The 25,731-nt window shown below is 25.0% G+C and carries 27 protein-coding genes; 26 read left to right on the top strand and 1 reads right to left on the bottom strand.

Features of this window, described 5'->3' with window-relative positions:
• The first annotated feature begins 294 nt into the window (after positions 1-294).
• The gene (locus KGF39_RS15400; RefSeq protein WP_074178591.1) at positions 295-1,863 is read left to right on the top strand and encodes a hypothetical protein; all 1,569 of its coding nucleotides are present in this window, start codon (positions 295-297) and stop codon (positions 1,861-1,863) included.
• A 361-nt stretch (positions 1,864-2,224) separates the two neighbouring features.
• Here the strand turns inward: KGF39_RS15400 and KGF39_RS15395 are convergent, their stop codons facing one another.
• Positions 2,225-2,950, bottom strand: coding sequence for a hypothetical protein (locus tag KGF39_RS15395; RefSeq protein WP_227822980.1), 726 nt, complete (start codon positions 2,948-2,950; stop codon positions 2,225-2,227).
• Positions 2,951-3,117: 167 nt separating this feature from the next.
• Here KGF39_RS15395 and KGF39_RS15390 point away from each other — a divergent pair, with 167 nt between their 5' ends.
• The 25 genes from KGF39_RS15390 to KGF39_RS15270 all read left to right on the top strand — a co-directional run bounded on the left by KGF39_RS15390 (position 3,118) and on the right by KGF39_RS15270 (position 25,494).
• Entirely contained in the window at positions 3,118-4,806 is a 1,689-nt protein-coding gene (locus KGF39_RS15390) for an ATP-dependent helicase (RefSeq protein ID WP_227822979.1), read from the top strand.
• A 14-nt stretch (positions 4,807-4,820) separates the two neighbouring features.
• Entirely contained in the window at positions 4,821-5,042 is a 222-nt protein-coding gene (locus KGF39_RS15385; protein WP_227822978.1) for a hypothetical protein, read from the top strand.
• A gap of 228 nt (positions 5,043-5,270) precedes the next feature.
• Positions 5,271-6,131, top strand: a complete 861-nt coding sequence (locus KGF39_RS15380; protein WP_227822977.1) for a hypothetical protein — start codon at positions 5,271-5,273, stop codon at positions 6,129-6,131.
• The gene (locus tag KGF39_RS15375) at positions 6,128-7,180 is read left to right on the top strand and encodes a hypothetical protein (protein ID WP_227822976.1); all 1,053 of its coding nucleotides are present in this window, start codon (positions 6,128-6,130) and stop codon (positions 7,178-7,180) included. Before KGF39_RS15380 ends, KGF39_RS15375 begins: the two co-directional genes overlap by 4 nt.
• 55 nt (positions 7,181-7,235) lie before the next feature.
• Positions 7,236-8,363, top strand: coding sequence for a DUF3854 domain-containing protein (locus tag KGF39_RS15370; protein ID WP_227822975.1), 1,128 nt, complete (start codon positions 7,236-7,238; stop codon positions 8,361-8,363).
• Positions 8,364-8,735: 372 nt separating this feature from the next.
• On the top strand, positions 8,736-9,977 hold the full coding sequence (locus KGF39_RS15365; protein ID WP_227822974.1) for a ParM/StbA family protein: 1,242 nt from the start codon (positions 8,736-8,738) through the stop codon (positions 9,975-9,977).
• 17 nt (positions 9,978-9,994) lie between these two features.
• Positions 9,995-10,441: a hypothetical protein gene (locus KGF39_RS15360; protein ID WP_227822973.1), complete on the top strand. Its 447-nt coding sequence runs from the start codon at positions 9,995-9,997 to the stop codon at positions 10,439-10,441.
• 464 nt (positions 10,442-10,905) lie between these two features.
• Positions 10,906-11,466 carry a hypothetical protein gene (locus tag KGF39_RS15355; RefSeq protein WP_227822972.1) on the top strand — a complete coding sequence of 187 codons (561 nt, stop codon included), beginning with the start codon at positions 10,906-10,908 and terminating at the stop codon, positions 11,464-11,466.
• A 143-nt stretch (positions 11,467-11,609) separates the two neighbouring features.
• Positions 11,610-12,521 (top strand): NUMOD1 domain-containing DNA-binding protein, encoded by a 912-nt coding sequence (locus KGF39_RS15350; RefSeq protein WP_227822971.1) that lies wholly within the window; start codon positions 11,610-11,612, stop codon positions 12,519-12,521.
• Between the two features lie 184 nt (positions 12,522-12,705).
• Complete coding sequence (locus KGF39_RS15345; RefSeq protein ID WP_227822970.1) at positions 12,706-13,335, top strand: sigma-70 family RNA polymerase sigma factor; 630 nt, start codon at positions 12,706-12,708, stop codon at positions 13,333-13,335.
• On the top strand, positions 13,335-13,649 hold the full coding sequence (locus KGF39_RS15340; RefSeq protein WP_074178602.1) for a hypothetical protein: 315 nt from the start codon (positions 13,335-13,337) through the stop codon (positions 13,647-13,649). The genes KGF39_RS15345 and KGF39_RS15340 overlap by 1 nt, the downstream gene beginning before the upstream one ends.
• 25 nt (positions 13,650-13,674) lie before the next feature.
• Positions 13,675-13,917 carry a hypothetical protein gene (locus KGF39_RS15335; RefSeq protein ID WP_074178603.1) on the top strand — a complete coding sequence of 81 codons (243 nt, stop codon included), beginning with the start codon at positions 13,675-13,677 and terminating at the stop codon, positions 13,915-13,917.
• A 12-nt stretch (positions 13,918-13,929) separates the two neighbouring features.
• Positions 13,930-14,187, top strand: a complete 258-nt coding sequence (locus KGF39_RS15330; RefSeq protein WP_074178604.1) for a hypothetical protein — start codon at positions 13,930-13,932, stop codon at positions 14,185-14,187.
• 16 nt (positions 14,188-14,203) lie between these two features.
• Entirely contained in the window at positions 14,204-14,650 is a 447-nt protein-coding gene (locus KGF39_RS15325) for a hypothetical protein (RefSeq protein WP_227822969.1), read from the top strand.
• Between the two features lie 70 nt (positions 14,651-14,720).
• A complete protein-coding gene (locus KGF39_RS15320; protein ID WP_227822968.1) occupies positions 14,721-15,053 on the top strand; it encodes a PrgI family mobile element protein in 333 nt (110 codons plus the stop codon).
• A gap of 21 nt (positions 15,054-15,074) precedes the next feature.
• Positions 15,075-17,690, top strand: a complete 2,616-nt coding sequence (locus KGF39_RS15315) for an ATP-binding protein (protein ID WP_227822967.1) — start codon at positions 15,075-15,077, stop codon at positions 17,688-17,690.
• A 25-nt stretch (positions 17,691-17,715) separates the two neighbouring features.
• Positions 17,716-19,713: a hypothetical protein gene (locus KGF39_RS15310; RefSeq protein ID WP_227822966.1), complete on the top strand. Its 1,998-nt coding sequence runs from the start codon at positions 17,716-17,718 to the stop codon at positions 19,711-19,713.
• Positions 19,714-19,755: 42 nt separating this feature from the next.
• Positions 19,756-21,555, top strand: a complete 1,800-nt coding sequence (locus tag KGF39_RS15305) for an NlpC/P60 family protein (RefSeq protein ID WP_227822965.1) — start codon at positions 19,756-19,758, stop codon at positions 21,553-21,555.
• Between the two features lie 231 nt (positions 21,556-21,786).
• A complete protein-coding gene (locus KGF39_RS15300; protein WP_227822964.1) occupies positions 21,787-22,758 on the top strand; it encodes a hypothetical protein in 972 nt (323 codons plus the stop codon).
• A gap of 82 nt (positions 22,759-22,840) precedes the next feature.
• Positions 22,841-23,611 (top strand): hypothetical protein, encoded by a 771-nt coding sequence (locus KGF39_RS15295; RefSeq protein WP_227822963.1) that lies wholly within the window; start codon positions 22,841-22,843, stop codon positions 23,609-23,611.
• 10 nt (positions 23,612-23,621) lie between these two features.
• Positions 23,622-23,810 carry a hypothetical protein gene (locus KGF39_RS15290; protein ID WP_074178612.1) on the top strand — a complete coding sequence of 63 codons (189 nt, stop codon included), beginning with the start codon at positions 23,622-23,624 and terminating at the stop codon, positions 23,808-23,810.
• A 200-nt stretch (positions 23,811-24,010) separates the two neighbouring features.
• A complete protein-coding gene (locus KGF39_RS15285) occupies positions 24,011-24,307 on the top strand; it encodes a hypothetical protein (RefSeq protein ID WP_227822962.1) in 297 nt (98 codons plus the stop codon).
• 56 nt (positions 24,308-24,363) lie between these two features.
• Positions 24,364-24,567, top strand: coding sequence for a hypothetical protein (locus KGF39_RS15280; RefSeq protein WP_227822961.1), 204 nt, complete (start codon positions 24,364-24,366; stop codon positions 24,565-24,567).
• A gap of 314 nt (positions 24,568-24,881) precedes the next feature.
• Positions 24,882-25,280, top strand: a complete 399-nt coding sequence (locus tag KGF39_RS15275; protein ID WP_227822960.1) for a hypothetical protein — start codon at positions 24,882-24,884, stop codon at positions 25,278-25,280.
• Between the two features lie 16 nt (positions 25,281-25,296).
• Positions 25,297-25,494 carry a hypothetical protein gene (locus KGF39_RS15270; RefSeq protein ID WP_227822959.1) on the top strand — a complete coding sequence of 66 codons (198 nt, stop codon included), beginning with the start codon at positions 25,297-25,299 and terminating at the stop codon, positions 25,492-25,494.
• Positions 25,495-25,731 lie beyond the last annotated feature (237 nt).

The raw sequence follows: 25,731 nt of genomic DNA, 5'->3' as shown, positions 1-25,731 counted from the left end.
ATTGTCTTTTTGAATATAAAAAAAGTAGCAACTATATATATACCAATGTTAAGCATATAAGAAAGGTTCGCAGATTTCATTGTCTTTTTAAATATAAAATATATGAAAGAGAAATTAATATGTTATACTGTTTTCTTAACTAATTATCAAAAGTAAAATTAATAATATGATTTTTATACAATGTAAAATGTTTAATATTACTATATAATTTTTAAATAATGTACATAATGTATTAAATATATATTTTATTAAACAATAAATTAATGTATTATAATATCTGAAGGGGGTGATAAAATGTTGTATGAAAAGTTAGATGAAAAACTTGAATTTAGTGAAAAAGAACAACAAAATTTTTTGAATTTAATAATACATGCTATTTATGAACAAGAAAAATTTAAATTTATCACACAAAGGTTTTTTGAAGTATATATGATAAAAGAACATGATACTATAGAAAATGTGAGACCTATTTTTGAAGATTTTTTATCATCAACTATTTTATCTAAATTAAATTATTTAACAACTCCTAGAAAAACAAAAAAATTAAGGTCTCAAGAGATAACATCTAGTTGGAGAATAAAAAATAATTGGGTAAAAATGGCGTTGGATTCTATGAATAGTAATAAAGGTGAACCTAAATTATTGAAAAGAGAATATTTGTCTATTAGGGATGAATATCTTAAAAATCAAGGGAAAATAAAAAGTATTGATTTAGATTCTCCAGAACAATTAATAGAAATGAGAGAAACAACATTAAGAAATTGGGCATTTGATAGTTTTTATAACATATCAGATTTTCCATATTTATTTGAAATGTCAGATTCTAAAATAAAATCTGCTTTTTCACATGATTTACTTTTATGCATAACGGAGATACTTAAAGCACAATACGAATATGACATTAATAAAATTGTTCTTACTACACCTGCATATATAGCACCAGGTATATTTTTACCAACTATTAGGCCAAGAAAAATTAAAGATCTTGAAATAGTTAAAACTGATGATAATTCATATGTATCAAATGAATATAATGCTAAAGATCATAAAGGTGTTCAATTAAATTTATTGTACAAGTTCTCATTTGATTTTAAAGAGAAAAATGGATCAGATATAGAAAATTTTAGAACAGAATTATCTAATAGTGAAACTGAGAAAAAAGCTATGCCTAAAATATCACTAGATAAAAAAGACTTAGCAATTATTATTTATATTGAACGAATTTTTAATTTAGATACAGCAACATTCTATTTGGTTGATTTATTAAAGCATTTAGGGTTAGCAAGGGCTAAGAAGAACTATGATGATATTAGAGAGCGTCTACTGAAACTTCCATATTATACAGTTGATAAGAGTGTTGAAAAAGGTGGTAAAATTAAAAGAAAAGGAACCTTTAATTTCTTTACATCAGTAGATATTATAACAACTGAAAGTAATAGAGAGATTGTTAAGGTAATAAGGGCAGTTCCTCCAGAATTTGATAGAGTTTCAACTGACTTGATGTATGAAAATGAATTAAAGAAATTAAAATTAGAGCAATCTATAAATTTAGCATATTTCCTTGAAGGCAGAAGAAATTATTTAATTAGATGTGGAGAAGATTTACAAAATAAAACATATAGATTCTTTATTGATAATCTAAAATATGAAGTTCATATTGATAGTAAAAAAACTCTTAAAACCAATATGATGTACTTGGAACTAGCATTTAATGAAATAAAAATGAATCAATTTATTATAAAAGATTATGTTATGGGTAAGGACTATTTTGATGTATCTTTTTATGAAAATACAGAAAAACAAAGATGTTTGTTAAATAGCATAATAGGATCTTTACCAGAGTATATAAATGCATTAAAATAAATCCCTTTTACTTTCATAAGAGGGATTTATTTTAATGTAAATTAATTTTTTAAGATATTATAATTCTAAAGACATTTTTTAATTGAAATAATTTACTTGGTCATAAATTCTTAACTTATCAAATTCTTTTCTGTTCAAGGGCTATTAACCACTATATTATTATAAAAGTTAGTATGCTTCTACGTTTTAATAATATATTATGAAAATAATACTTTTGTAATATATTATATATTTGTTTGTTTATCAATTTCTAATTTATCAGATTTTTTCTGTTCAATAACTATTTTTCACTGTATTATTATAAAGTAGTATATATCTATGTTTTAATAAAATATTACAAAAATAATACTTTTGTAATACCTTATATATTTTTTGAGAGATTATATTCTTCATATTCTTGAAATGCTTTTGCATTATCATTGTTTGGTAAATGCAGATTTCTTTGGACCTTTGATACTATATCCTTGAAATCTTCAAATTCGTAAAATTTTCCAAGAAAATCTAGGTTTGAATTCTCTCCTTTTTTTATATTGTTATCAATATAATTTCTTTGAGATTGTAAGTAACTTGTATAACTCTCATAATCTTTTATTAATTGCTTAACTATCTCTTTGTTATCACCTGTAATAAGTTTTTTTATCTCATTTAAAGCGTCTAAATTAGATTTACAGGATGCAATACAAGTATCAAGTAGGTTTTTATAATCATTAATTGATTCCTTTGTGTTTTGTATATCACTAAAATTTTTATATGTTATATAGAAATTAGAAGATAAAGATAAACTATATATGTATATATGATTTTGTACTTTATCATCAACTATTTTAGGTATTTCAATTCTTGGAAATCTAGTATAAAAAATTTCATCTAATTCATTTTCAGTTTTAGGTTCATCTAGTTTTTTATCTGATTGATTATAATTTTCATTTTTCTTTGTAGTATTTTTAATATTTTCAGATATGTTATATTCAGCTTTTTTAGGATTATTGAAAATCATAAAATAAAAAACTAGTAATATAAATACAACAAATGATGATAAGAATATAATTAATATCAATTTCTTATCTTTTATTTTTCTTAAACTCATTTCTATTCCTCCAATTTATTTAAAAGATTTAATAATACTTAATATGGGGCAATTTCTCATTTTATTTGAAAATATTTAATTATTTTTTCAAATAAAATATTTATTTGCCCCATATTTATTGAAAATAAAAATAGCTGTATATCAGCAAAATTAAATGGAGGTTTTATATGAACTTATTAGGTGTTAATGAGGAACAACTTAAAGCTATAAATACAAATAGTACTCATGTACTTGTAATAGCAGGGGCAGGAGCAGGTAAAACAAAGACTATAAGCAAAAGGGTTTCTTATTTAATGGAAAAAAGGATTAGCTATAGAAATATATTTTGTATAACATTTACAAGATATGCTTCTAATGAAATGAAAAAAAGAATTATGAATGAATCAGAAAATGGAGAAAAGGTATTTGTAAATACATTTCATATGTTTTCAATTTATATCTTAAAAAAATATGGTAACTTTGAAGGATATACTATGATTTCAGATATTGAAAAAAATAATTTAATCCAAAATATAACTAAGAGATTTAACTTAAATAAAAGTGATATTTTGATTGATGCAATAAAAAATTATGATATTCAAAATAAAAATAGAAGTATATCATTAGCATTAAAAGAATATTTATTTACCCTTAAAAGATATAGATTACTTGATATAGACTTAATACTTCCATTATGCTCTGAGCTTCTAAATGATGAAAATATTGCATCAGAAGTTAGAGATGAAATGAAGTATATTCTTATAGATGAATATCAAGATTCAAATGATATACAAATAGAAATCATAGACAAAATATCACCAAATAATTTATATGTTGTTGGAGATGATTCACAAGCAATTTATGAATGGAATAATTCAAAGGTAGAATATATATTAAATTTTGAAAAAAAATATGGAGCAGAGGTTATAAGATTAGTAAAAAATTATAGAAATACAAATCAAATAATAAATTCAGCAAATAAAATAATATCACTTAATTTAAATCAAATAAAAAAAGAAATGGTAGGGTTCAAAGATGGCGAAGATATTGAGATTGTTACTACTGATAATCAAGAAATACAAAATATAAAGATAATTTCGCAAATTTGTAAGCATGTTTATGGTATTGATGATAAAAACATAGCAATATTATGTAGAACTAATATGGAAATAAAAAAATTATCCAAGGTATTTATTAATTATGGTATAGAATTTAATAGCTCGATTAAGGAAAATAGTAATAGTAGGCTTCTTAATATCTTAACCTTAGCATCAAATCCACAAAATGATTTGTTAGCTGAAAGTATATTGAAACCTTCAGAGGAACAAAAAATAAGAGCATTGAAGGAAAGTATAAGTATATTTGAAAGTATTAAATTTGATAATAAATCGGAAGAAATCTTAAACTTTGAAAAACTGAATAATTGTATAAAAACATCTACAGCAATAAGAGCATATGAATTAGCTAAGAAGTTATTCAAAATAGAAGATATTGTTTTAAAAAATAAAATAAAAAAATGGATATCAAATAGTATTGTTATTAAACAAAAAAATATTGGATTTATTGAATATCTTTGTTATGAAAATACAAAAGGAGGACAAGAGTGTTTAAAAGAAAACAGTAATAATAATGTAAACTTATTAACTATTCATTCTTCAAAGGGATTAGAATTTGATGTAGTGATAATTCCAAATTTATATGAAGAAAATTTTCCTAGAAAAAATGAAAATTTGGAATCAGCAAGAAGACTTTTTTATGTAGCATTAACTAGGGCTAAAGAAAAAGTAATATTGTATATTCCTAAAAACTCTGAAGAATATGGGAAAAAGATAAAAAATAGAGAACCAAGTATTTTAATAAAAGAAATAATTAACTAGAGGAGTGAGGTATTATGAAGTTTAGCAATATAAGAATAGAGCTTTTTTCAATTTTGAACAATATAAATAAAAACAACATAAATAAAGTAATATTACCTTATATACAAAATAGTCCTATTTTTTATATAACTGATGAAGACAAGAAAATAATAAATATTATTTTAAAAGAATTTTTGGAAAGTGAAGATATTAAGAGCTATAGTATTAATGAGAATCATGTAGCTATAAGTCTTTAAAAATAAATTAATGATATTTATTAAGAATAATACTAAAGTATTACTTTAGTATTATTTAAGTAAAAGCATCGCTAAAATTAATTAATTTCTAGTGATGTTTTTATTTTTTGGAATTTTTCAAAAAAATAAAAGTTTTGACCCATATTAAAGATAAGAAAAATTTAAGCTAATTTTTAGTAAATAAAAAATAAACTGCTTTAGTCAGTTAAAAAAAGGGGGACATTTGTTATGTCAGGTAATATAAAACAAATATTTAAATCTGGTCGTGAAACCAAAGTATTCGCAGTAGAAGATGATTTAAGTGTAAATGATTTTTATAATGAGATAGGTATTTTAAAAGCTGTATTACATTCAAAAGTATCTAGAATAACAATGATAATAAATGATTCAAAAAATAACAATAATACAAAATTAAAATTTTGTTTTAATGTTAATGAATGGAAAGAATTTAGTGATTTATTAAAAAATGGTCCAGAAAGTTTTGAGAAGAATTGTGTAAATACAAACACCAAGCCTAAATACAAAAAAACTAAGATAAATAAATATACAAGTTTTGAAGATGGATATAAAGAGATAAGAAATTTTAGTGTATCTTGTAAAAAAGATAATCAGAAAGAAGGTAAATATTATTGGACAATTAGTATAGCTATTGGAAAAGGAAAGTTAAAAGATCCTAAAAATAGTTATAAAGGCATAATTAAAGAAACTTATTCTGAATTGAAACAAAATTACTTTGTTTTACAAACTGAAGAAATTAATGAAATGATTGAAACTGTAAATAAATATATTCCCTTATGGGAAAGCAGTATGTTCCCTGTTTTTCTTGAAAACAGAAAGACATTTAGTAAAAGATTAATTGAAAATAACTCTGATTATGGAACTATTGGTAGATGGAATAATTCACCTGATAAAGAGTCTAGTGGTTACATAAAAAATAATGTAAATAATACTAAAAATAGTGATTTCTGCTCAGAATGTAATGTACATGTTGATGAAAAAACAAAAAAGATAACAAATATAAAATATGGGAAGACATTATGTTATAAATGCTCAAATGTATTAAATAAAACTGAAGGAGAGCAAAAATGATAATAAAAAAAGAAGATATAAAACAAATACTTGTACAAGCAGGGAAATTTGGAGATTATGTACAATTGCAAATTGAAGATTATAAAGCAATAGTAAAGAGTGTAGGGAAAAAAAATATATATTTTGAAGCAGAGATTAAAGAAATTGAAAATCCGATAGAGGGAGAATTTTATATTTTTGATAAACAAGCTCTAGATATTTTGCAAAAATGCCCTAAAGATGTAACTATTGAAAAAAGTAAGAAGAATAAAATTAATATAAAATCTGGAGAATTTAAAGTGAGTCTAGCTGAGACAAATCAAAGTATCATAGACATTGATGAACCGCAAATTAATTATTGTTTAACTGTAAAAGACTTAAATAAAGTAAAAAATGTTAGATATGCAGCGGCATCTAAAGATACTAGGCCAGCACTAGAATGTGTTTATTTTGAAGTAAATCCAGCTATAGGTAAAATAAGAATAATAGCTACAGATTCTTATAGAGTAGCTATTGATGAAATTAATTATGAATGTAATGAGAAAATAGAAAAAGGCTCATTTCTATTAGATAAAAAAGTTTTAGGTGATGTAATAAGTAAAGATGATGATTGTGCAGTACTAGGTGTATGTGATAATAAAATTATATTTGCATTTGAAAATGGTATTGTCATAGGTATTGATACTTTAGCAGAACAATATATTGATATTGAAAATATGTTAGCAAGTATGAAATTTAGTTTTCAATTTAAAATAAAGCGAGAAGCTTTTACTAAATCAATAAAAAGATGTAAAATAGGTGATAAAAATTCAATTAAATTATCTATTGGAAAGAGTAGTTTAGGTATAGAAGTAGATTCAAATGAAACATCAGTTTATATAACTGATGAGATTGAGATAGTAGGAGTTGATGAATACTTAGAAGTTAATCTATCATTAAATTATCTTTCAGATGCTCTTGAAAATATGAATTCTGAATATATTACTGTAAAATACAATGATAGCAGTACATTTCCGATATTAATAGAGGATGATAGTAATAAAGCTATTATACTTCCTGTTGCTAAATAAAATATTAAAAGGGATATTTATAATATCCCTTCTTCAGATTGGAGGACAATTTAATATGGATTATTTTGATAATGAAGAAAAGTTAAATATTATTAATGTCGCATTAAAATGTGATATTGAATTAATTAAAACAATTGATAATTCTAGAGTATTGTCTAAATGTCCATTTTGTGATGATACAAGTGGCCATATGTATTTAACTATAGATAATAACAAATTTAAAAACTTTTATAAATGTCATAGATGTGGTGAAAAAGGAAGTTCAATTTCTTTATATGCGAAACTTAATCATATGACAAACAAAGAAGCTTATATAGAGCTAATCAGTGACATATCTAGAGAAAAATTAGATATAAGTAAAAAGATAATAGAAAAAGTTAAAAAGAAGAATGCTCCTTGTGAAATTAAAAATATCAATTATTTGGATATAGTATATAGAGAGTTTTTGAACTTACTATCATTAGATAGTAAACATCTTACTAATTTAAAAGATAGAGGATTAGATGAGCAAACAATAAAAAGAAATCTATATAGAACATTGAATATGGAATATACAAAGAGAATAGGTATTTGCAAAACACTAATTGAGTTAGGTTTTGAATTAAAAGGAATTCCAGGTTTCTATACTGATAAGTATAATAATTGGAGCTTTATATCAATAAAAGGTATTTTAATTCCAATTAAGAATTTTGAAGGAAAAATTATATCTTTGCAAATAAGGTTGAATGATGAAGAACTATTATCTAATAAAAATTTTAAATCAAGATATATATTTTTTTCATCTTATAAATATAATAATGGTACTAAAGCTATTGCAGCAGTTCATTATATAAAAGGTAGTAAAAATAATAATACAATAAGTATTACAGAAGGTCCATTAAAAGGTGATATAGCAAGTTTTTTTAGTAATGAATCATTTATAGCTATACCAGGTGTTTCAACTGGGCATAGTGAAGTTATAAATATAATAAAAAAATTAAATAACCCTTTAGTTATAATTTGTTTTGACATGGATTTATATGATAATGTTAATGTTAAGAAAAGTTTGATTAAATTATGTGAAAAACTTAATGAAAACAATATATCATATGTACATAAGTCTTGGAATGAAGAGTATAAAAAAAATAAAAAGCTAAAGGGTATAGATGATTTACTGTACCATGAGTATAAAAACAGAGTATAGATTGAATGTTAATATTCAATCTATACTCTGTTTTTATATTTACAAAAAGATAATGCATAAAAAGTATAAAATATATAATTTATATAAAAAACATATAGTATATAACTTAAATAATTTACATAAAAAGCATAAAATTAATTAAAATATATATTTTATATTAATGTATAGTTTACATAATGGAATTTGACTTATAACTATGCATTTTAAAGAGAAAATTACATGAAAGATGAAAGAAATCAGAGAATTATATGTAATTATATAATATTATGTAAATTATATAATTACATAATTTACATAATTTACATTGAATTCATAGATTTTCTATAATATAATAATTATGTAAAGAATATTTATATAAAAGGAGATTTAAAGATGGATAAAGTTGATGTTCTAGATACTAAAGCAAAAACAATGGTAAACACTATAAATTTAAAAGTTGGAAATGATACTGGTAACAGTGAACATGATATAGTAATATCAGATTCAAGTGGGAATGATATTGAACAAATATGTCAACCTAGTGTGATATCAAAGGTAAGAAAAAAACCAAATTTAGAGTCCATTGATGAAAAATATATGATAGAAAATATAAGTGATAATTTAATTGTTGAAGTGCTTTCTGATGAAGTAAGTCCAGGTATTTTTTTTGTTGGAAATTATGCTCTTAAAAGTGGAGAAAGAATAAAAAGTATTGAGATTGGATTAGATAATGATAAAGCAAATAATGATGTTGTATTTATAAGTACTTTAGCTCACATTGCAGGATTTGCAGTGAAAAAGGCCTATAAAGAAGGAATTTTGGATGATGAAATTAATGTTAATATAGAAATGGGATGTTCTTTGCCAATAGGTCAGTATAATAATAAAGTAGCAGAGTTATTTGAAAACAGATTTATGGAAGATAAAAGTATTGTCAAGGTAGTTACACCTAAAAAATCTATTGAAGTTAAATTGAATTTTGATTTTGTACATACTATACCAGAAGGTGTGACAGCATCATTTGCTCTTAGTGAAATGGATGATAGTATATTTAAATCATATAATGATGTAAATAAAGAAAAATTAAATAAAGAATATTTCAAAACTCATAGAGTGTTACATATTTCAATAGGTGAAGGAACTACAGAATATCCAATTACTAAAGGTATTGCATATGAACCTAATTATATAAGAGGTTCTAATAATGGGCTAGGAATAGCGATTGACAATTCTTTAGATGAATTTATAGAGTTAAAAGGCATGACTAATTGTTCTAGACAAAAGTTTAGTGAAATAATTAGAGATAAAAAGCACAGATATTATGAAGATGCTTTAGAAATTCTTGAATTTCACTTAGAGCCACAAACAGATGCAATTTATAATAAAGCAAAAACAGAACTAGAAAGAGTAAATAATGAAATTGATATAATTGTTGTCTATGGTGGTGGAAGCATATTAATGAAAAATGGATTAGAAAAAAGATTAAAAAGATTGTGTGAAAGAGCTGGTATAAAATTATTGTATATTGATGAGAAGTATGCAGTTACTTTAGAGTCTAAGGGATTATATAATCTTGTAAACTCAGCACTATGGCAAATTTTAAAGAAAGATAGATTAGCTTCTTTAAACAAATAATTTTTTAGGAGATAAAAATGTCAAAAAATAATTCAGAAGTGAAAAAAACAAAACTAGTTTATATAGACTCTCATATACATTCTTTATTAAAAGCAGAAGCAATGATAAATAATGCAAGTATAAAGGAAACACTTGAAAATATTGTGAGAAATTCAGTTAGTGATATGGCTAAGATGATAGTTGATGGTAGTCCTTCTAAAACTAATAATCAAAATAAAGTATCAAATGAAGATGATAAAAAAGGGATTGAATCTTCTAGTGAGAGTATAGAAGATTCAGAAAAAGAACCTGAGTCTAAGAAAAAGAATGAAATAATAGAAGATATTCCAGAAGATGTATCAAGTGAAGATGATAAAAAAGACTCTGAATTTTCGAGTACAGAAGAATTAAAAAAAGAACCTGAGCTTGAAAATAAAATAATAGAAGATATTTCAGAAGATGTATTAAATATATATAGAAGATAAAAATATTTTCATAAAACAAAGAAAAGACTATAGTTAATATAGTCTTTTTTTCATTTTATGAAAATATTGTTTGAAAAATTTCGACTAATGTTATAGAATATGCTCATAAGATGCATTAAAAATTGCATTTTTTGGAAATTAAAAAGTAGCCATTTCACAATAAAAGGCTACTTTATGATAAAAATATAGCTCACATCAAAAAAAATTTAAACTTTTTCCTTAAAAAACAAACAAAATATATAATACAAAATCAATAATAGTTTGAAATATAATAATTTCAATTACAATTAAAATATCAATCAAAATTTAGTTATAAAAGTACGGTTTGAATAAATTTTTATCTTTAATTACGATAAAATCAAGTCACCCAAAATTGTGAAATGGCTACTTGAAAAGAAGATATTTATGTATATAATTGAGGTTATTATCAAATGAATTAATTGAATTTAGGGGGAGAGAGTATCATGATGAAAACAGCTGACATTCAAAAAAGCACTACAGAAAAAGGCAACTCTAGAAGGGATTCAAATGAGATGGAAAAGAAAAAATTAGACAATATAAATTTGAAGTCAAATCAAAGGAAATATGAAGATGATGAAGATTGTAAAGATAAAAATGATGGGATAGCTGAAATGATAAGAGAGACATTTACTATTTGTTCATTTCAAAATGATATATCATATTTTGTTAAAACAAGGATTGATCGTATAGCACATTATAAAAATATCAGCAAATTAATAGGCATTGAAAGTGCTGAGTTATTAAATCCAGAAGATAGTATAATAGAAGAGCAAAAAAAAATAGTATCTGTATTTAATATTCAAGAAAGATACATAAAACTAAAATTATCATTATCCCCAAGATTAAAGGAGTTACTTACATACATGGAAGAAATAAAAGAAGAACCTCCAGCAAAATATATTTGCTATGAAATGGATATAAGTAGACATAGATTAAAGTCATTATTAACAGAAATTTTTGAACAGATTGATGAAATTTATAAAATTTATTTGGAAATTTCCTAAAAAAAAAGCTAGTTTACTCTATTTATTGCTAGTAAAATATATATTTTTTACTTTTATAAAATTTTGATTGTTTTTTTTAGTTTTAATATATGATATTTTATACATAAGGGAAAAGCTATGTCAAAAAATAGGGGAGTATATTTTTGAGAAAAGTAGAAAAAACGGAAAAAACAGAAGTGATTGCATATTATTTGTCAGAATCTAAAAAGGGAAAAGTAAAAATTAGTGAAATGGCAAATAAGTTTAATATAAGTGAAAAAACTATAAATAATTATATTAGAAAATATAAAGTGAGTAAAGAAGAAATAATTGATTATTATATAGAAGAGTCACATCATAGAAGGGTAAAAATTAGTGAAATGGCGAGTAAATTCAATATGAGTGAAAAAACTATAAATAATTATATTAAAGATCTTAAGGTTAAAAAGTCAGAAATAATTAATTACTACATTAAAAAGTCTGAATATGGAAAAGTAAGAATTAGCGAGATGGCAAGAAAGTTTAATGTAAGTGAGAAAACTATAAGTAATTATATTAAAGACTATGAACCTAAAATAAAAAGTGAATTATATGATAAAGTTAATATGTTCTTTTTTGAATACAAGATGAGCATATCAGATATACAAGGTATGCTAAATCTAGATTTTGATACAATAAAAAAAGTACTATGTAAAAATGAAGAAAAATATAATTCTGAAATACAAAGGAGAAGAGAAGAAAGTCAAAACAGAAAAAAAGAAAGGAATAAAATTTATAAGAAATCGGCTAAATGTTATAATGAAAAAAGAAGCGAAGAAATAGCTATAATGGCTAAATTAGAAAGAGATCAAAAAATTAATGCTATTAATATGTCGGTAAAACAAAGGACTACAAATAGTTCTATAGTGATGATGAATATAAACCATTATGAAGTAAAGGCAAATAAAAATAAAGATATATTTTTAGTTCTTAATAAAGAAACAAAAGAAATGGCTACAAAGGATCTACCAATTCGGATAAAACTGACTAGAGACATGATGGAATATAAAACTTATGAAAAAAATTTTGCAGATTAATTACCTAGTATAATATTAACTAAATAACAGAGATAAAAAGTAGACACCTTAATAGGTGTCTATTTTTTTATAAGACTGGAGGTGAAATGTATGATAAAAAAATCATGTTATAAAAATATAGACAGCAAAAAATATAAAACTAAGTTTATCTCCACAAACAAAAAATTAAACACAGATATAGTTTATGATAGAAAAAAATAGAGAACTTATTATGAGATATAGAGCTGGAGATAAAAGCTGTCTTGAAGAATTAATAAGTAATAATCAAAAATATATTTACAAAATGATATCTAAATATACAGTTAAAGATTCTTATGTAGAAGATATATTTAATTCTGCATTAATAGGATTTATAACTGCTATAAATAGATATGACATTAAAAAAGAAGCAAATATTTTAACATATGCTAGAAAGTATATTGAAAGCGAGATATTTGAGCAATTTAGGATTTTAACTGTAGATTGCTATATTCCTAAAAAAAAATACCGAAAAATTGTTAGAGAAAATTCAAATGGAGTTTTAGAAAAAGATAACTGTTTAAAAAAATCATTTAATTTAACAAATGAATCAATTTGTTCAAATTTAATAAAAAACAATGAAATTGAAATGAGAATAAACCATTTAGAGCTGAAATCAGCTATGTCAGAACTAGATGAGCTTGAAATGAGAGTAATATTTTATCTTTATATAGAAAAAAAGAATTATAAAGAAATAGAAAAAAATTTAAAAATAAATCTAAATAAAATAAGTTATATAAGAAAGAAAGCATTAACTAAGCTACAAGAAAAGCTGAAGCAAAAGGAGGTGGTTTAATGCACAATAGTATTCTTTTTCTAACAACTGGACTTAGTAATATTCCTGATGTGTCAACAGAGGAAATGACTAATAAAATAAATAGTGCTGTAGGAGAAGTTGATGCACTTGTATCAGGTAGTTTTTATAATATAGCTGTAATTGCTTTTCTTATAGTTCTTGTTATATTTATTCTGTGTGCAACAGTGCTTAAATCAAAGTTTGCTGTTAAAGCAGCAGCAAGCATGGGATGTATATTTTTAGCGATAATTTTATTTTCCATGAGATTCCAAATAATAGGATGGTTCTCTCATATTGGTAAAGGTGGATTATAACTGAAAAGAGAGGTATATCTACAAAATGTTAATGGTCAAAGAAGCTAAAAAACTAGTTAAAGATGAAAATGGTGATGTTAAAATAAAAACTATTTTCATTATTGCTAAAAATATAAAATTCTTGGGTTATACTGTGGCACAATTAGTTAATGCAAAGCCAAATGAGGTTGTTTTTCTTGATACTAAGCCAAATGAAATCATGTTTACTAAAGAAAAAGTTATATCAATTTATAAATGTTCTGTAGATGACTTGATTGAAAATATATAGGTGGTGATTTAATTGTTAGAAGTAAGAACTGATGCTTTAAAATTTACAAATTTATTTTTATCAGTTGCTAAAAATCCAGTTGTTGTTATTGCTTTAGTCTTAGCTGTAACTGGTTTATGTTATGCAGGAATTAAATTAATGACTTTGAACAGAGCAGACGAAAGAGCGGAAGTATTACAAAATATTAAGTTTACAGTAATAGGTGTTATTTTAACAGGTGTATATTTTCCAATGATTGGGTACTTGGCAACACTAATTTTAAAGGGTTAGAAAGGAAGTAATAAAAATGATAATAAATAGAATAAAAGAATTATTTTTAAAACAAGATGTTTTACTAGATTCAACAAAAATAACTGAAAATAAAGATATATTATTTAAACATAAATTTGTTAAGTTGAGTGGAATTATTACAATGTTAACTGGATTATATTTAGTTGGTAGCAATAGGATTATAAATTTATTCTTAGTTCCAGGCCTATCTGGGATTCCATCATCTTCAGCAGAATCAATAGGAGATCAAATTATTCCTACAATTCAAAAAATAGCTCAAGTAGGTGGTGCTGTTACTGCACTTGTAAGTTTATGTATAGCAGGAATTTCATTAATGGTGTCTAAGCGTCAAGAACAAAGACAAGAATCTATGTCTAAGATAATGAATATAGCTGGTGGAATAGCTGTAATTGGATTTGCAGCATCAGCTGTAGGTTTCTTAACTGGTTCATTCATGAAATAACTTAAATAACTTAGTAAAAAGGTTTAAGGCTTATGCTTTAAACCTTTTATTTTTTATAAAGGAGGTTTATATGACTAATTTTCAAATACCTTTCGATTTAAGCTTTGAAGATAAAATAATTGGTGGAAAGTTATCTTTGCGTCAAGCTATCTGGTTCGCTGTTCCAGTTGTTTTTTTTATGATAATAATACAAAGACCACAACTATTCGTTAATTACTTGGAGAATGGAGCAACAACAGTAAATTTTCTAAATATTTTAATGATATTTTTCTTTGAAGTTTTTATGTTGGCGATATCTGGTACATTCAGTTTTGTAAGAATAAATGGATTATATCTAGATTCATATGTACTACTTAGAGTTAAGTTTTTATTTAGAAAAAAAGTAATAAAACATTATGAATAATCTAATGAATAGGAGGTTTCTATGGATTTTAAACAAAAGACAACAACGTATGATTTGATAGACCAAAAGACTGTTAAGAAAATGAAACAAGATAAAAAGATAAAACTCATGGATGAAATTATAGGAATTCAGGAAGTTTTGAATAATACAATAATAAAAAGTAAGTATGGTTATTCTGTGATATTAAAAATTTCAACGACTGATGTAGCATTATTGTCTGAAGATGATATAAAACAATTTGAAAATGTATTAATATCATATAGTTTTGGTCTGAATTTTCCTATTAAATATGCTCGTAGTAATAAAAAGCAGGATTTTAAACATTACAAAGAATTTATAGATAAAAAAATGGATAATAATGAACCAAGTGATTTCCTTAAAAAATACAAAGAAGAATTGTACAATGAATTTTCTGCTTTAGAAAATGGAATTTATAGTGATACAAAATATAATTATATCTATATCGTAACTCCAAATCATCCAATTCAAGAAAGAGCTTTAAAAGAATTACAAGGAAAAGTAAATTATGTGGTAAGAGCTTTGAATGATACCAATTTCAGAGTATCTACAGTTAAAGGAATTGATATTATAGAATTTTTCCACAATCAATTTAATAAAGGTAAAGATTTTATTGTAGAAGATTTGATAGAAAAAGGTATATTTTCAGAGTATGTAGAAGGGTTAGGGATTTTAAGAAAAGGATATGAAGATTATAATAATGGTGATATTAATATCTTATCTGAAGAAGATTTAATAAAAGTTGAGTCAACTGAAAACTTAACACCAGAAGAAGAAAAAAAGCTCGTAAAAAATAGGAAAAGAGACAAAAAAAAGAAACAGAATAAAAAAGATGAGCAATTTTTAGAGATAGGCAGATTGACTATATATGATATTATAAAACCTAATATTTTTGAAGAAAAGGAAGACTACATAAAGCTTGATAGAAACAATTATATAAGAATGTTGTCTATTCAAGCTTTTCCTAAGAATATGAATATAAGTACATTGAATAATTTGTGTTGTGTAGAAAATATGGAGTTATTATCAATAGTTAAAAAGCTTGATGAAACTACTCTTAGTAAATCCTTGAAAAATCAATATTCAAAGATAATGTCAAATATAAACATGGAGTATAAAAGTACTGGAACAGTTGATTATGATAAGAGAGAAGCTGCTAAAAACATAGATAATTTAAGAATGTTAATAGAAACCAATTCAGATAAATTATATCATACTCAAAATCTAATGAAGTTGTGGTCAAATGATCTAGCTGATTTAGAAAATAAGACAAGTATGATAATAGAGACATGTGAAAAAATTGGAATAATTGTAAAGGTCTTATTTTATGATCAAAGAGATGCATTTTTGACAACTCTTCCATTTAATTCTTTTAACTATATGCAAGATAAAAGGAATATGACCACTGGAGGAACAGCTTGTCTAGTGCCTAGCGGATGTACGCATTTAAATCATACAGAAGGAAAATATATTGGAAGAAATGAACAAACAAATTCTACTTTAATTTTAGATAACTTCTTATGTCAGAAAAAGCACATAAAAGAAAGTGAGTTATACTCAAATCCGAATCTATATATTTGTGGTAAGCCAGGCTCAGGTAAATCTACATTCATGAAAGTTTTTATGGGTAGAGGAGCGTTACTTGGTGAGTGGAACGCAGTCTTTGATATGGAGAATGAATATGAGAAGATAAATAAAAAATTTGGTGGCAATTATCTTCATATAAAAGCAGGAAGAAAAATTGGTATAAATCCTTTGGAATTATCTGTTGAAGAAGATGAAAATGGAAGAAGAACTGTTCCAATTTATGAAAAAATGGTTGAGATAACTAATCTTATAAACAACTTTATAAAACAATATAGAAATGGAAAAGGATTAGTTGGTACAGAAATAACAGGAGTACAAGATGCTATTAAAAAAGTTTACTCTGATAGAGGAATAGGTATAGAGCCAGATTCATTAATAGAAAATAATAAAAAGAAAAAGTTACCAATACTTAGTGATTTAAAAGCTACTATGGAAAAAAATAAAAACCTTGATGAAGTATCTGATATTATGCAACTAATAACTGGTGATGGTGTAATGGCTATGTTTGACTGTGAAACAAGTGAAGAAATATCTAGATTCAAACGAAAGAAACTTATTGTTTTTTGTCTGAAACAGCTTGATGAATTTAGTAAGTTTTTTGCTATGACTACCATTTTAAGCTGGTTATGGGGCTTATTTTCAGACTGGAAATATAAAGGAATACAAAAGAATGTATGGATAGATGAAGGTTGGAAATTCGCTCAACATGAAGCTAGTTTGGCTTTACTTGAAGATTTTTCAAGAAGAGGAAGAAAATACTGGATAAGCCTAATTATAAGTACACAGGCAATTGGAGAGTTCTTAACTAAAGAAGCTGGTAAGGCAATAATAAATCTTTGCTCTACAAAAATAATATTCAAGCAAGATGCATCATTAGCAAAGGAAATAACCAAGTTTTTTGGACTTCCAGAACAAGCTCGGAAAAGAATACCTTCATTTTCAAAGGGACAATGTATACTTGTTACAGAAGTTGGAAACATCTTAGCTCAGATTGATTTATTCAACTTTGAAAAAGAGTTTGCAGAGACTTAAAATATGAAAATGGAGGATTACTAAAATGAGTGAACAAATTCAAGCTTTAGTTGATATACTGCAATATGCAGGAGTAATACTTATTACAATTAGTTTAGCGATACTCATATACAAGCTAATAATATATAAAAATGACTATGATAAAAGGACCATCTTAATGCAAGGAACAACAAAATTGGTATTAGGAGCTTTAATGCTAGGTCTAATGCTAAGTTTAGCAGGTTTCTTACAAGATATAATTGTAAATATGGGTACAACAGGAGGCTCTGAATTCAAATCATCAGAGCTTAATTTTGTTAAAGATTTAGAAGATGAAGATAGTTTCCTTGCAAATGGAATAGCTTTCTTATTAGATTCTATAACCAAATTTATTTTTTCTGGTGATGGATTTGTGCAAGAAAAATTACTTGGGACAAAAACATTAGAAGAATTAATATTTGCAAAAGACTTAAGTATATTTACAAAAGAACAATGGTCACATCTAGTTTTTGGATACGGAATAGTTCAAAAAGTAGCTTATGTTTTGCTTATCTTAATGGTATTCTTTACAGCTGTAAGAATTATAAAAGGTTCAGTTGATGAAAGACAAGATATAGATACAAAGGAAAGTTTACAAAGATGGGTTTTTGTTTGCCTGATAATAGCAGGAGGTCCAATTTTAGTTAATGGGATAATAGTTTTTTCCAATTTCTTAACATCAATTTTAAATGAGTCTTTTAGCCATGTAACGATGTCTAATTCCATATTAGATGAACTTAAAACTGGAAATGTTTTAACTACAGCGATAATAAAAGTCTATTTTGCTTATTTAACATTGAGAGTAAATATTGTTTTTATGGTTAGAACATGGGTTTTAGGTATTATGTTTGTTTTCACACCTGTTGCTTCTGCTTTATGGGGAATTAACAAGAACATAAATGCATTTGAAATTTGGTTTGGAGAGATATTAAGTAATTCAATAACAGGATTATGTTACTCTATAGTATTTGTAGTATTTTCATTGTTTTTCTCAGCAACTTCATCATTACTATTTATTTTAATAGGTCTTACTCTAACTATAAAATTATCTGATGTTTTAAGAAACTCTGTGCAGGGATATTTTGCTAAATTATCTGGAATAGATGAATATGGAGAAGCTAGAAAATTTACAAAAGGGACTCTAGGAGCAATATCAGGTATGGTAACAGCATTCAAGGCTTCTACAGCAGGAACAGCAGGAACATTAGAGGCTTTAGAAGGTCTTATGGGTCATGGAGATAAAGAGGGTAATTTTAGTAAGATGGCCAGAATGGCTGATAGAGCAATAGATGGTGGAATAGGAAATAAATTTAATAGAGGAAATGATCCTGCGGAAGAACAAAATAGATATGATGCAGATATGAAATCAAACTATGGTGATAATATAGGCTTAGATGATAATATAAATTCTTCTGATGATAATAATGTAAAACCTTTAGATAATATAGAAAATGAATTACCAATAGATAACGATCCATTAGAAAAAAATAGTGATAATGGTGATGATGAGTATAACTTTGGAATGAATAAACTAGATAGCTCAAAAGATGGAAATGAATTAAAGAAGAATATAGAAACTATTCCAGACAAAGAACCAGACATTGCGTTTAAAAACCCTAGTAACGCTGAGATGGCTGTTCAAGGTATGTTCTTCAATAATTTATCTAAGAAAGATAGTTATGGAAATAAAGATGATGGAGTTATATTCTCTGCAATAAATGATAAAAGAAATATGGGACAAGTAGAGTCAGCTAGAATTGATACAATCAATTCAATAGCTGGAAATATAATGGAGAAGCCAGGTAATAATTTAGATATAACACAAGCAACTGGAAAAGCTGAACAAATTTTTGATACAGCTATGTTTAATAGCAATGTAACTGAACCCGATAAAGAACATTTTTATGAAAGTGTTTCAAAAGGTGATATAGATAGTGCATCTAAATTTTTAGCAAGTAGTACAAAAGACAATAGCATAGATTCTTTACTTAAGGACAGTTTATAGAGTTAACATAGTTAACTTTTATTTAAGGGGAGGATGAAAGCTTTGTTTGAAAAGGGATTAGAGTTAGTAAAAGGTATTGCTAAAAATAAATTTAAAAAGCTAATGTTTAAAATAATGGTTCCTTATGGTGCTTTTGTTGTATTAATACTAATATTATTATCTGCAACATTTGAATTATTTACAGGTGATAAAATAACTCCTAATTTATCCTCTGAAGAAACTAAAGAAGTTCAAACTTATATAGATGAAAAAGTAGCACAATACACATCTAAAGACTATTATTTTTTAGACAGCCAACATTTATTAAGGGCTGAACATGTAGAGAAATATTTACGATTTTTAGTAAGTAATAGTCAGGTATCTTCAAAAAGTAGTGTTGAACAATTAAAGAAAAAAGTTGATGAAATAGTAGATAAAACATTAAAACCTGATTTAAAATATTCAGAAGCTCAAATAATAACAAGACGTTTTTATAAAGAAAAAGTTGGTGAAGGTAATGATGAAAGATATGTAGAAAAGGTTGATGAAACTGTTGATACGATATATTTGTTAGACTATGCAAATTCAATTTACAATACTAATAAATATACATATGAAATAAAAACAGAAACAACAATAATAGATTCTGATGAAAGAATAGAAATAACAAAACCAGTTTTAGCTTCACAGGAAGCCGAAGGAGAGCCATATGACCATTTTAGAGAAATATTAATCAAAGAAAATCATGTTGGGAAAAATGATGTTGACATGGTTATTGGGATGATTATAAATTCTGGTTCAGATAAAAAATGGAACTGGTTATTTGGAAATACACTTGCACCATACTATGGTGGAGGTCAATGGGGACAACTTGTAGGTGTTCCAGGAGAATTAGCATCATTCTTTGATGAAGCATCTCAATTAACAGGTCTTCCAAATTGGGTATTAGCTGGATTTGCAAAACAAGAAAGTAATTTTAATCCTAATTGTCAGTACGGAGGAGCATATGGAATAATGCAATTTCAGAAGTATGACACTGATGGAAGTGATATATGGGCTGAACATATGAGAAAAGGTATGGGTGATTTATTTAAACAAGCAGGATATTCTTTTTCTAGTTCAGAGCAAATGTGGGGAATATTTCTAAAAGATGCAAGAGCTCAAATTATTGCAGGTGCATTTGAAGCAAGATTCTATTTTAACTATGCTTTATTTAGATTAGAAAGTATGACAGGAATATCTTGTCCAAATAAAAAAAATTATAATACTAATGAATATGTTAATCAAATAAAGTGGGATAGTGATGAAAATGACCCTAAATTTAAAGACCTTTTGAGAAGAGCATTTGTACTATATAATGTTGGACAAGGAAGAGGTATGTCTATAAATTTAGATAAAGCTCCTTACGACTACCCAAATAAAGTTTATCGCTATGCTATAGAATTTAGAAATACAAGTATATCAGGAGGTTCTAGTTCTGCAAAGGTTAATCAAATTATATCAATTATGAGAAAACAACTTGGAAAGCCTTATCTTTGGGGAGCAACTGGACCAAATAAATTCGATTGTAGTGGTCTCATGGTATATTCTTTCAATCAAGCAGGAGTTAAAGGATTACCAAGGACATCAGCAGCACAATGTGCAGCTTCAACACCTGTGTCAAGAGAACAATTACAACCTGGAGATTTTGTATTTGTACATGAAAAAGGACAGTCGTTAACAAATCCTTGGAATGTTCATCATGTTCAGATGTATATTGGAGGAGGTAAAATCATAGAAGCTCCAGAAACAGGTAAAACTGTTAGAATAACAGATATGAGAGAAGGGCCAGTAAGTTATGGTAGATTTCCTGGCTTAAAATAAATTATTTAGTTTAAAAGGTATTCCAATTATGGGATACCTTTTTTGTTAATTATAAAAAACTGAGGTGATTAATTTATGTTTGTTGCTTTAATAATAGCTATAGCTTTTTTAGGAGTGCTTATTTATGCTTCTGTTTTAAGTAGTGAAGTATCTTTGATTCTTGATGAATTGGATGAAGGAGATATATAAGTAAAATGAGTAAAATTAATTATAATTTTTGGGGGGATTTTAATGAATTTAGCATATAAAATGAATAGTGAAATAGAAAATGCAGACAAAATGTCTGCAAAATATATTATTTATACACAAATAAAATTAGGTAAAAAAATAATATTAGTAAATACAGAGCCTACAAAATTTAATGATATAAAAGATATTAGATTAGTACAGATTGGCAAGGATAAAGAAATAATAAACCCATTACAGATTTATTCAACAATAAAAGGTTTTGATATATTTTCATTTGGTACTCATTTAAAAAAGATAAGAAGAATGTATTGTATTTTAGTAAGTGAATACACAGAAGAAGAATTAACTAGTTTAGATATATTACTGACTAAATTTTATGAGTATTTTGGAATAGATATAAAAGAGTGTACAAAATATAAAGAAAATGAATACCCTATTTTATCTGATTTTATAAGTTATTTAAGATATATAGAAGGAACACATAGAATGATAAACTGTATGCAATTTCCTAATAAAGAAAAGGTATTTGAAGTATTTAAAGAGCTAAATAATATTAAAGACATATTAAATATAAGAATAAATGTTATAGATGCAATTATTTCAAAGCTTGATAAAATAATAGATAATTATGGATATTTACTAAATATACATTCTAATATAAATCATGTACATAATAATGAGTTTATTGCTTTTAATAAATTAAGTTCATTTGATGATGAAAAAATATTAGGTGTCCTATTAATAAATATTCTTACTTTTATTAATGAAAATTATTTATCTGGAGAAAAAAATGATGAATATTTAATTGTTTTTGATAATTTAAATGAAATATTTTCTTTTGGTAAAGCAAGTATAGGAGATATGATAACATCTTATCTTGGAGAAATATTAAATACAGCTGATCCAAATTTCATAAGTTTTTTATTTATAAAGACTAAGATGTCAGCTTTTTTTAACTTTAAAGATAGATTTTCTCTTATTAGTACACAAAATAGAGAAGATTTTTTTAATTAAGGTTAAATGAGTAATACGAATTATAAAATAAGTGGACTAGAATATTTATTTAATAAGTAAGCACTTGAAAGGAGATGTTATTTTGATTGAACCAGAACATGGAAAATATACTTTGCTCAGTATTATTATGGGTTGTACTCTAATTTTTATTACAAAATTTACATTTACTCCAGAAAAAATTAAAATAATATATTCAATAGTAGGAGCTTTACTGATTTTTTGTTCTTTAGCTTCAATTTTATTAGGATTATTTCTGGTCAGAATAGATAAAAAAAAGATAAAAATTATAGAACAAATAAAATGGAAAGTAAATATTGTATTGCACAAAAAAGGCTTGAAAATAACTGACGATATCTATATGTATAATATAAAATATGTGGGCTCAAACTATATATTTTTAAAATTAAATTACTTGCAGAAAGTTAAATTATTTTCAAATATAGATATAGAAAAAGAAGCAAATTATATATTGGAAGAAGTTGAATATCATTTTAAACACAATGTTGTAGAATTAGACTATAGAAGGTTATGTGAACACTCACTTGAAGAAATTTATGAAAATAGTATTGAATTTTTTTGTGATGAAGAGGGAGCTTATGGGGCATTAATAAATATATATAATGAGACAGTTTTATCATTGAAAGATTCTGAAAGCTTTGGAAACAGTATTATCTTAAATGAAAATGACTTACTTGATAAAGAGAATTTGATTACTTTTTTGATAGATAATAAAAATATAAAAATAATTATTTCTAAATTGTATTGTGCAGAAACCATAAATGAATTGTATTTTAAGATAATAGAAAAAATATTATCAGAAGAGTTTTCTAAAGTACGAAATATTTATTTATAAGGAGTCTAATATGAAAGATTGTATTGTAGGAGTTACTTTAATTATATTTGGTATTATTTTGTATTTGATAGAACCAAAATCATTTTTTGAAGCAAGAAATTTACTAGTTGAGACTATATCAAAAATAGATATAAAAATAATTGTAATCTCTCTTGTGATTGTTTTTATTTTACATATTCAAATAAAAAATTTAAATTAAAAATAAAGTAATAAAAACATAGATGGATATTTTACAATACTAAAATCTAATCATGGAAATAGTATTTATCAAAGGTAACATCAATTACACTTGTTTTATTTTGGTTTTATATTCTTTCCAAGTTAAAATAAATTAAGCACCTGTTTAGGGTGTTTTTTTAGTTTTAATATATTTGTATTTAGATTGAAAGGAGAATAATTATGAACCTTAAGAAAAAGAATTCTATAAATTTTGTATCTGAAAAGATGGATAGTATTATATATAAATCAAAGGGATATATTTCAGAAAGTATTAAAGGTATAAAGAAAGGTAGCTACTATGACAGGTTTAAGAATAGTTTTCTTTTTATATGTCCTATTGTTATAATACTGGTTTCAGTTGTAATAATATTTGATTTGATACATCAAAGACGATTTTATGATGCTATTAGTATATTAATTCCTTCATTGATTCTTATTTTAATTTGTGAATTATTTAAACAGATAACTGATTTATAGTTATATTACTATTTGATTAAAAAATAGAATTATAAATTATTGGAGGAATATAAATCATGAATGATGATAAAAAAACAGTTAAGGAAAATACATCTAAGAAGCATAGTATAATTGATTATATAAAAGTTGCTATGCTATTAATCTTTCTTATGATTTTACCAGTACTAACAGATCCTAAATCATTTGCTAACATTGTTGGAGTGCAAATTTTTGTTATATTAGTTTTAATAATAAATATAGTGATGAAGAATGGTAGATAAAATATAAGTTATAAAAACACATATGTAAATATATATGAATATGAAAGTGAGACTATATATGACATCTAGTAATAGATGTCATATACAGGTTCATTTTTTGGTTTTTTCATAACAAATTGAGATGGCTTAAAGCCATCTCACCCCTATATTTTATACATGATGATATGATGAAAAAGTATCTATATTAAGAGCTTTTTTATTTGAATAAAAAAACTTAGCTAAATACTAATGAAGGAAGATAGAATACCTATCTTCCTTTTTACTTTATAGATAAGAATTTGTATATACAAGATATTAGTATGTAGGGGGAGATCATGGTGGAAATAAAAAAAGATGAGTCTGATTATAAAACTATTAAAGAAAAAGTTGTTTATGAACAAAAGAGTATGTTTCAAATACTGAGTAGTATAGGTACAAAGATCAAGGAACGTATAGAATATTTTTGGATAGATTTTTTTGATTTTATTAAACCCGTTTTTTTTTCAGCATTGGCTGTGTTTCTATGTTTAATACTTCTTTGCATAAATAAAATTATGGATAAACGAGCAACTTTTCTTAGGGATGATAGAGACATCATAAACAATATGGCAGTAAACTTAGCACATACTACTTGTTCGTTTTTTGAGGGAATGTTAGGGTTTTTATTATGTTTGGCAACTGTACTTACATTTATAACATTAATTTTGTGTATAGTTAAGAAAATTTTAGATTGAAAAAGGTGAGATTTATATGAAAGATAAAAAGAAAAATATTGATTTAAGTAAGGACAAAAAGAAAAAGTGTTTGTCAAAACGTCAGAGAGCAATTATTGGATGTATAATAATTTTATTTTTAATTTTACTAGGACCTTTACTGGGGAGAAAAGCAATAGAATACATATCTCCCCTTATGCAAGAAAAAATAATAGAAATGATTGAAAAATCTTAAAGGTACTTAGACAATTCATGATTTATATAAAATAGATTTCTTTACAACAAGTATCTGTGTTAATAAAAGCATTTTCTAGAGATGCTTTTTTATATATATTTTAAAACTTAAGGAGGATATACATGGAGAATTTATTATTTCAAAAAGAAAAAAGAAAACAAAGAAATACTTTTTTAGAATCCTATATAGGACAAAAAATAATGTGTATAGAAAGACATCTAAGAGAAGTATTAAATA

The sequence above is a fragment of the Clostridioides sp. ZZV14-6345 genome (genome assembly GCF_020657775.1).
In the GTDB taxonomy this organism is placed as follows: domain Bacteria; phylum Bacillota; class Clostridia; order Peptostreptococcales; family Peptostreptococcaceae; genus Clostridioides; species Clostridioides difficile_D.
This window is presented reverse-complemented; position numbering and strand designations above follow the sequence as displayed.

Bases quoted from the DNA above. Each gene is read 5' to 3' on its own strand.
- KGF39_RS15400 (WP_074178591.1), top strand. From the start codon at position 295: ATGTTGTATGAAAAGTTAGATGAAAAACTTGAATTTAGTGAAAAAGAA.
- KGF39_RS15395 (WP_227822980.1), bottom strand. From the start codon at position 2,950: ATGAGTTTAAGAAAAATAAAAGATAAGAAATTGATATTAATTATATTC.
- KGF39_RS15390 (WP_227822979.1), top strand. From the start codon at position 3,118: ATGAACTTATTAGGTGTTAATGAGGAACAACTTAAAGCTATAAATACA.
- KGF39_RS15385 (WP_227822978.1), top strand. From the start codon at position 4,821: ATGAAGTTTAGCAATATAAGAATAGAGCTTTTTTCAATTTTGAACAAT.
- KGF39_RS15380 (WP_227822977.1), top strand. From the start codon at position 5,271: ATGTCAGGTAATATAAAACAAATATTTAAATCTGGTCGTGAAACCAAA.
- KGF39_RS15375 (WP_227822976.1), top strand. From the start codon at position 6,128: ATGATAATAAAAAAAGAAGATATAAAACAAATACTTGTACAAGCAGGG.
- KGF39_RS15370 (WP_227822975.1), top strand. From the start codon at position 7,236: ATGGATTATTTTGATAATGAAGAAAAGTTAAATATTATTAATGTCGCA.
- KGF39_RS15365 (WP_227822974.1), top strand. From the start codon at position 8,736: ATGGATAAAGTTGATGTTCTAGATACTAAAGCAAAAACAATGGTAAAC.
- KGF39_RS15360 (WP_227822973.1), top strand. From the start codon at position 9,995: ATGTCAAAAAATAATTCAGAAGTGAAAAAAACAAAACTAGTTTATATA.
- KGF39_RS15355 (WP_227822972.1), top strand. From the start codon at position 10,906: ATGATGAAAACAGCTGACATTCAAAAAAGCACTACAGAAAAAGGCAAC.
- KGF39_RS15345 (WP_227822970.1), top strand. From the start codon at position 12,706: ATGATAGAAAAAAATAGAGAACTTATTATGAGATATAGAGCTGGAGAT.
- KGF39_RS15340 (WP_074178602.1), top strand. From the start codon at position 13,335: ATGCACAATAGTATTCTTTTTCTAACAACTGGACTTAGTAATATTCCT.
- KGF39_RS15335 (WP_074178603.1), top strand. From the start codon at position 13,675: ATGTTAATGGTCAAAGAAGCTAAAAAACTAGTTAAAGATGAAAATGGT.
- KGF39_RS15325 (WP_227822969.1), top strand. From the start codon at position 14,204: ATGATAATAAATAGAATAAAAGAATTATTTTTAAAACAAGATGTTTTA.
- KGF39_RS15320 (WP_227822968.1), top strand. From the start codon at position 14,721: ATGACTAATTTTCAAATACCTTTCGATTTAAGCTTTGAAGATAAAATA.
- KGF39_RS15315 (WP_227822967.1), top strand. From the start codon at position 15,075: ATGGATTTTAAACAAAAGACAACAACGTATGATTTGATAGACCAAAAG.
- KGF39_RS15310 (WP_227822966.1), top strand. From the start codon at position 17,716: ATGAGTGAACAAATTCAAGCTTTAGTTGATATACTGCAATATGCAGGA.
- KGF39_RS15300 (WP_227822964.1), top strand. From the start codon at position 21,787: ATGAATTTAGCATATAAAATGAATAGTGAAATAGAAAATGCAGACAAA.
- KGF39_RS15290 (WP_074178612.1), top strand. From the start codon at position 23,622: ATGAAAGATTGTATTGTAGGAGTTACTTTAATTATATTTGGTATTATT.
- KGF39_RS15285 (WP_227822962.1), top strand. From the start codon at position 24,011: ATGAACCTTAAGAAAAAGAATTCTATAAATTTTGTATCTGAAAAGATG.
- KGF39_RS15280 (WP_227822961.1), top strand. From the start codon at position 24,364: ATGAATGATGATAAAAAAACAGTTAAGGAAAATACATCTAAGAAGCAT.
- KGF39_RS15275 (WP_227822960.1), top strand. From the start codon at position 24,882: ATGGTGGAAATAAAAAAAGATGAGTCTGATTATAAAACTATTAAAGAA.
- KGF39_RS15270 (WP_227822959.1), top strand. From the start codon at position 25,297: ATGAAAGATAAAAAGAAAAATATTGATTTAAGTAAGGACAAAAAGAAA.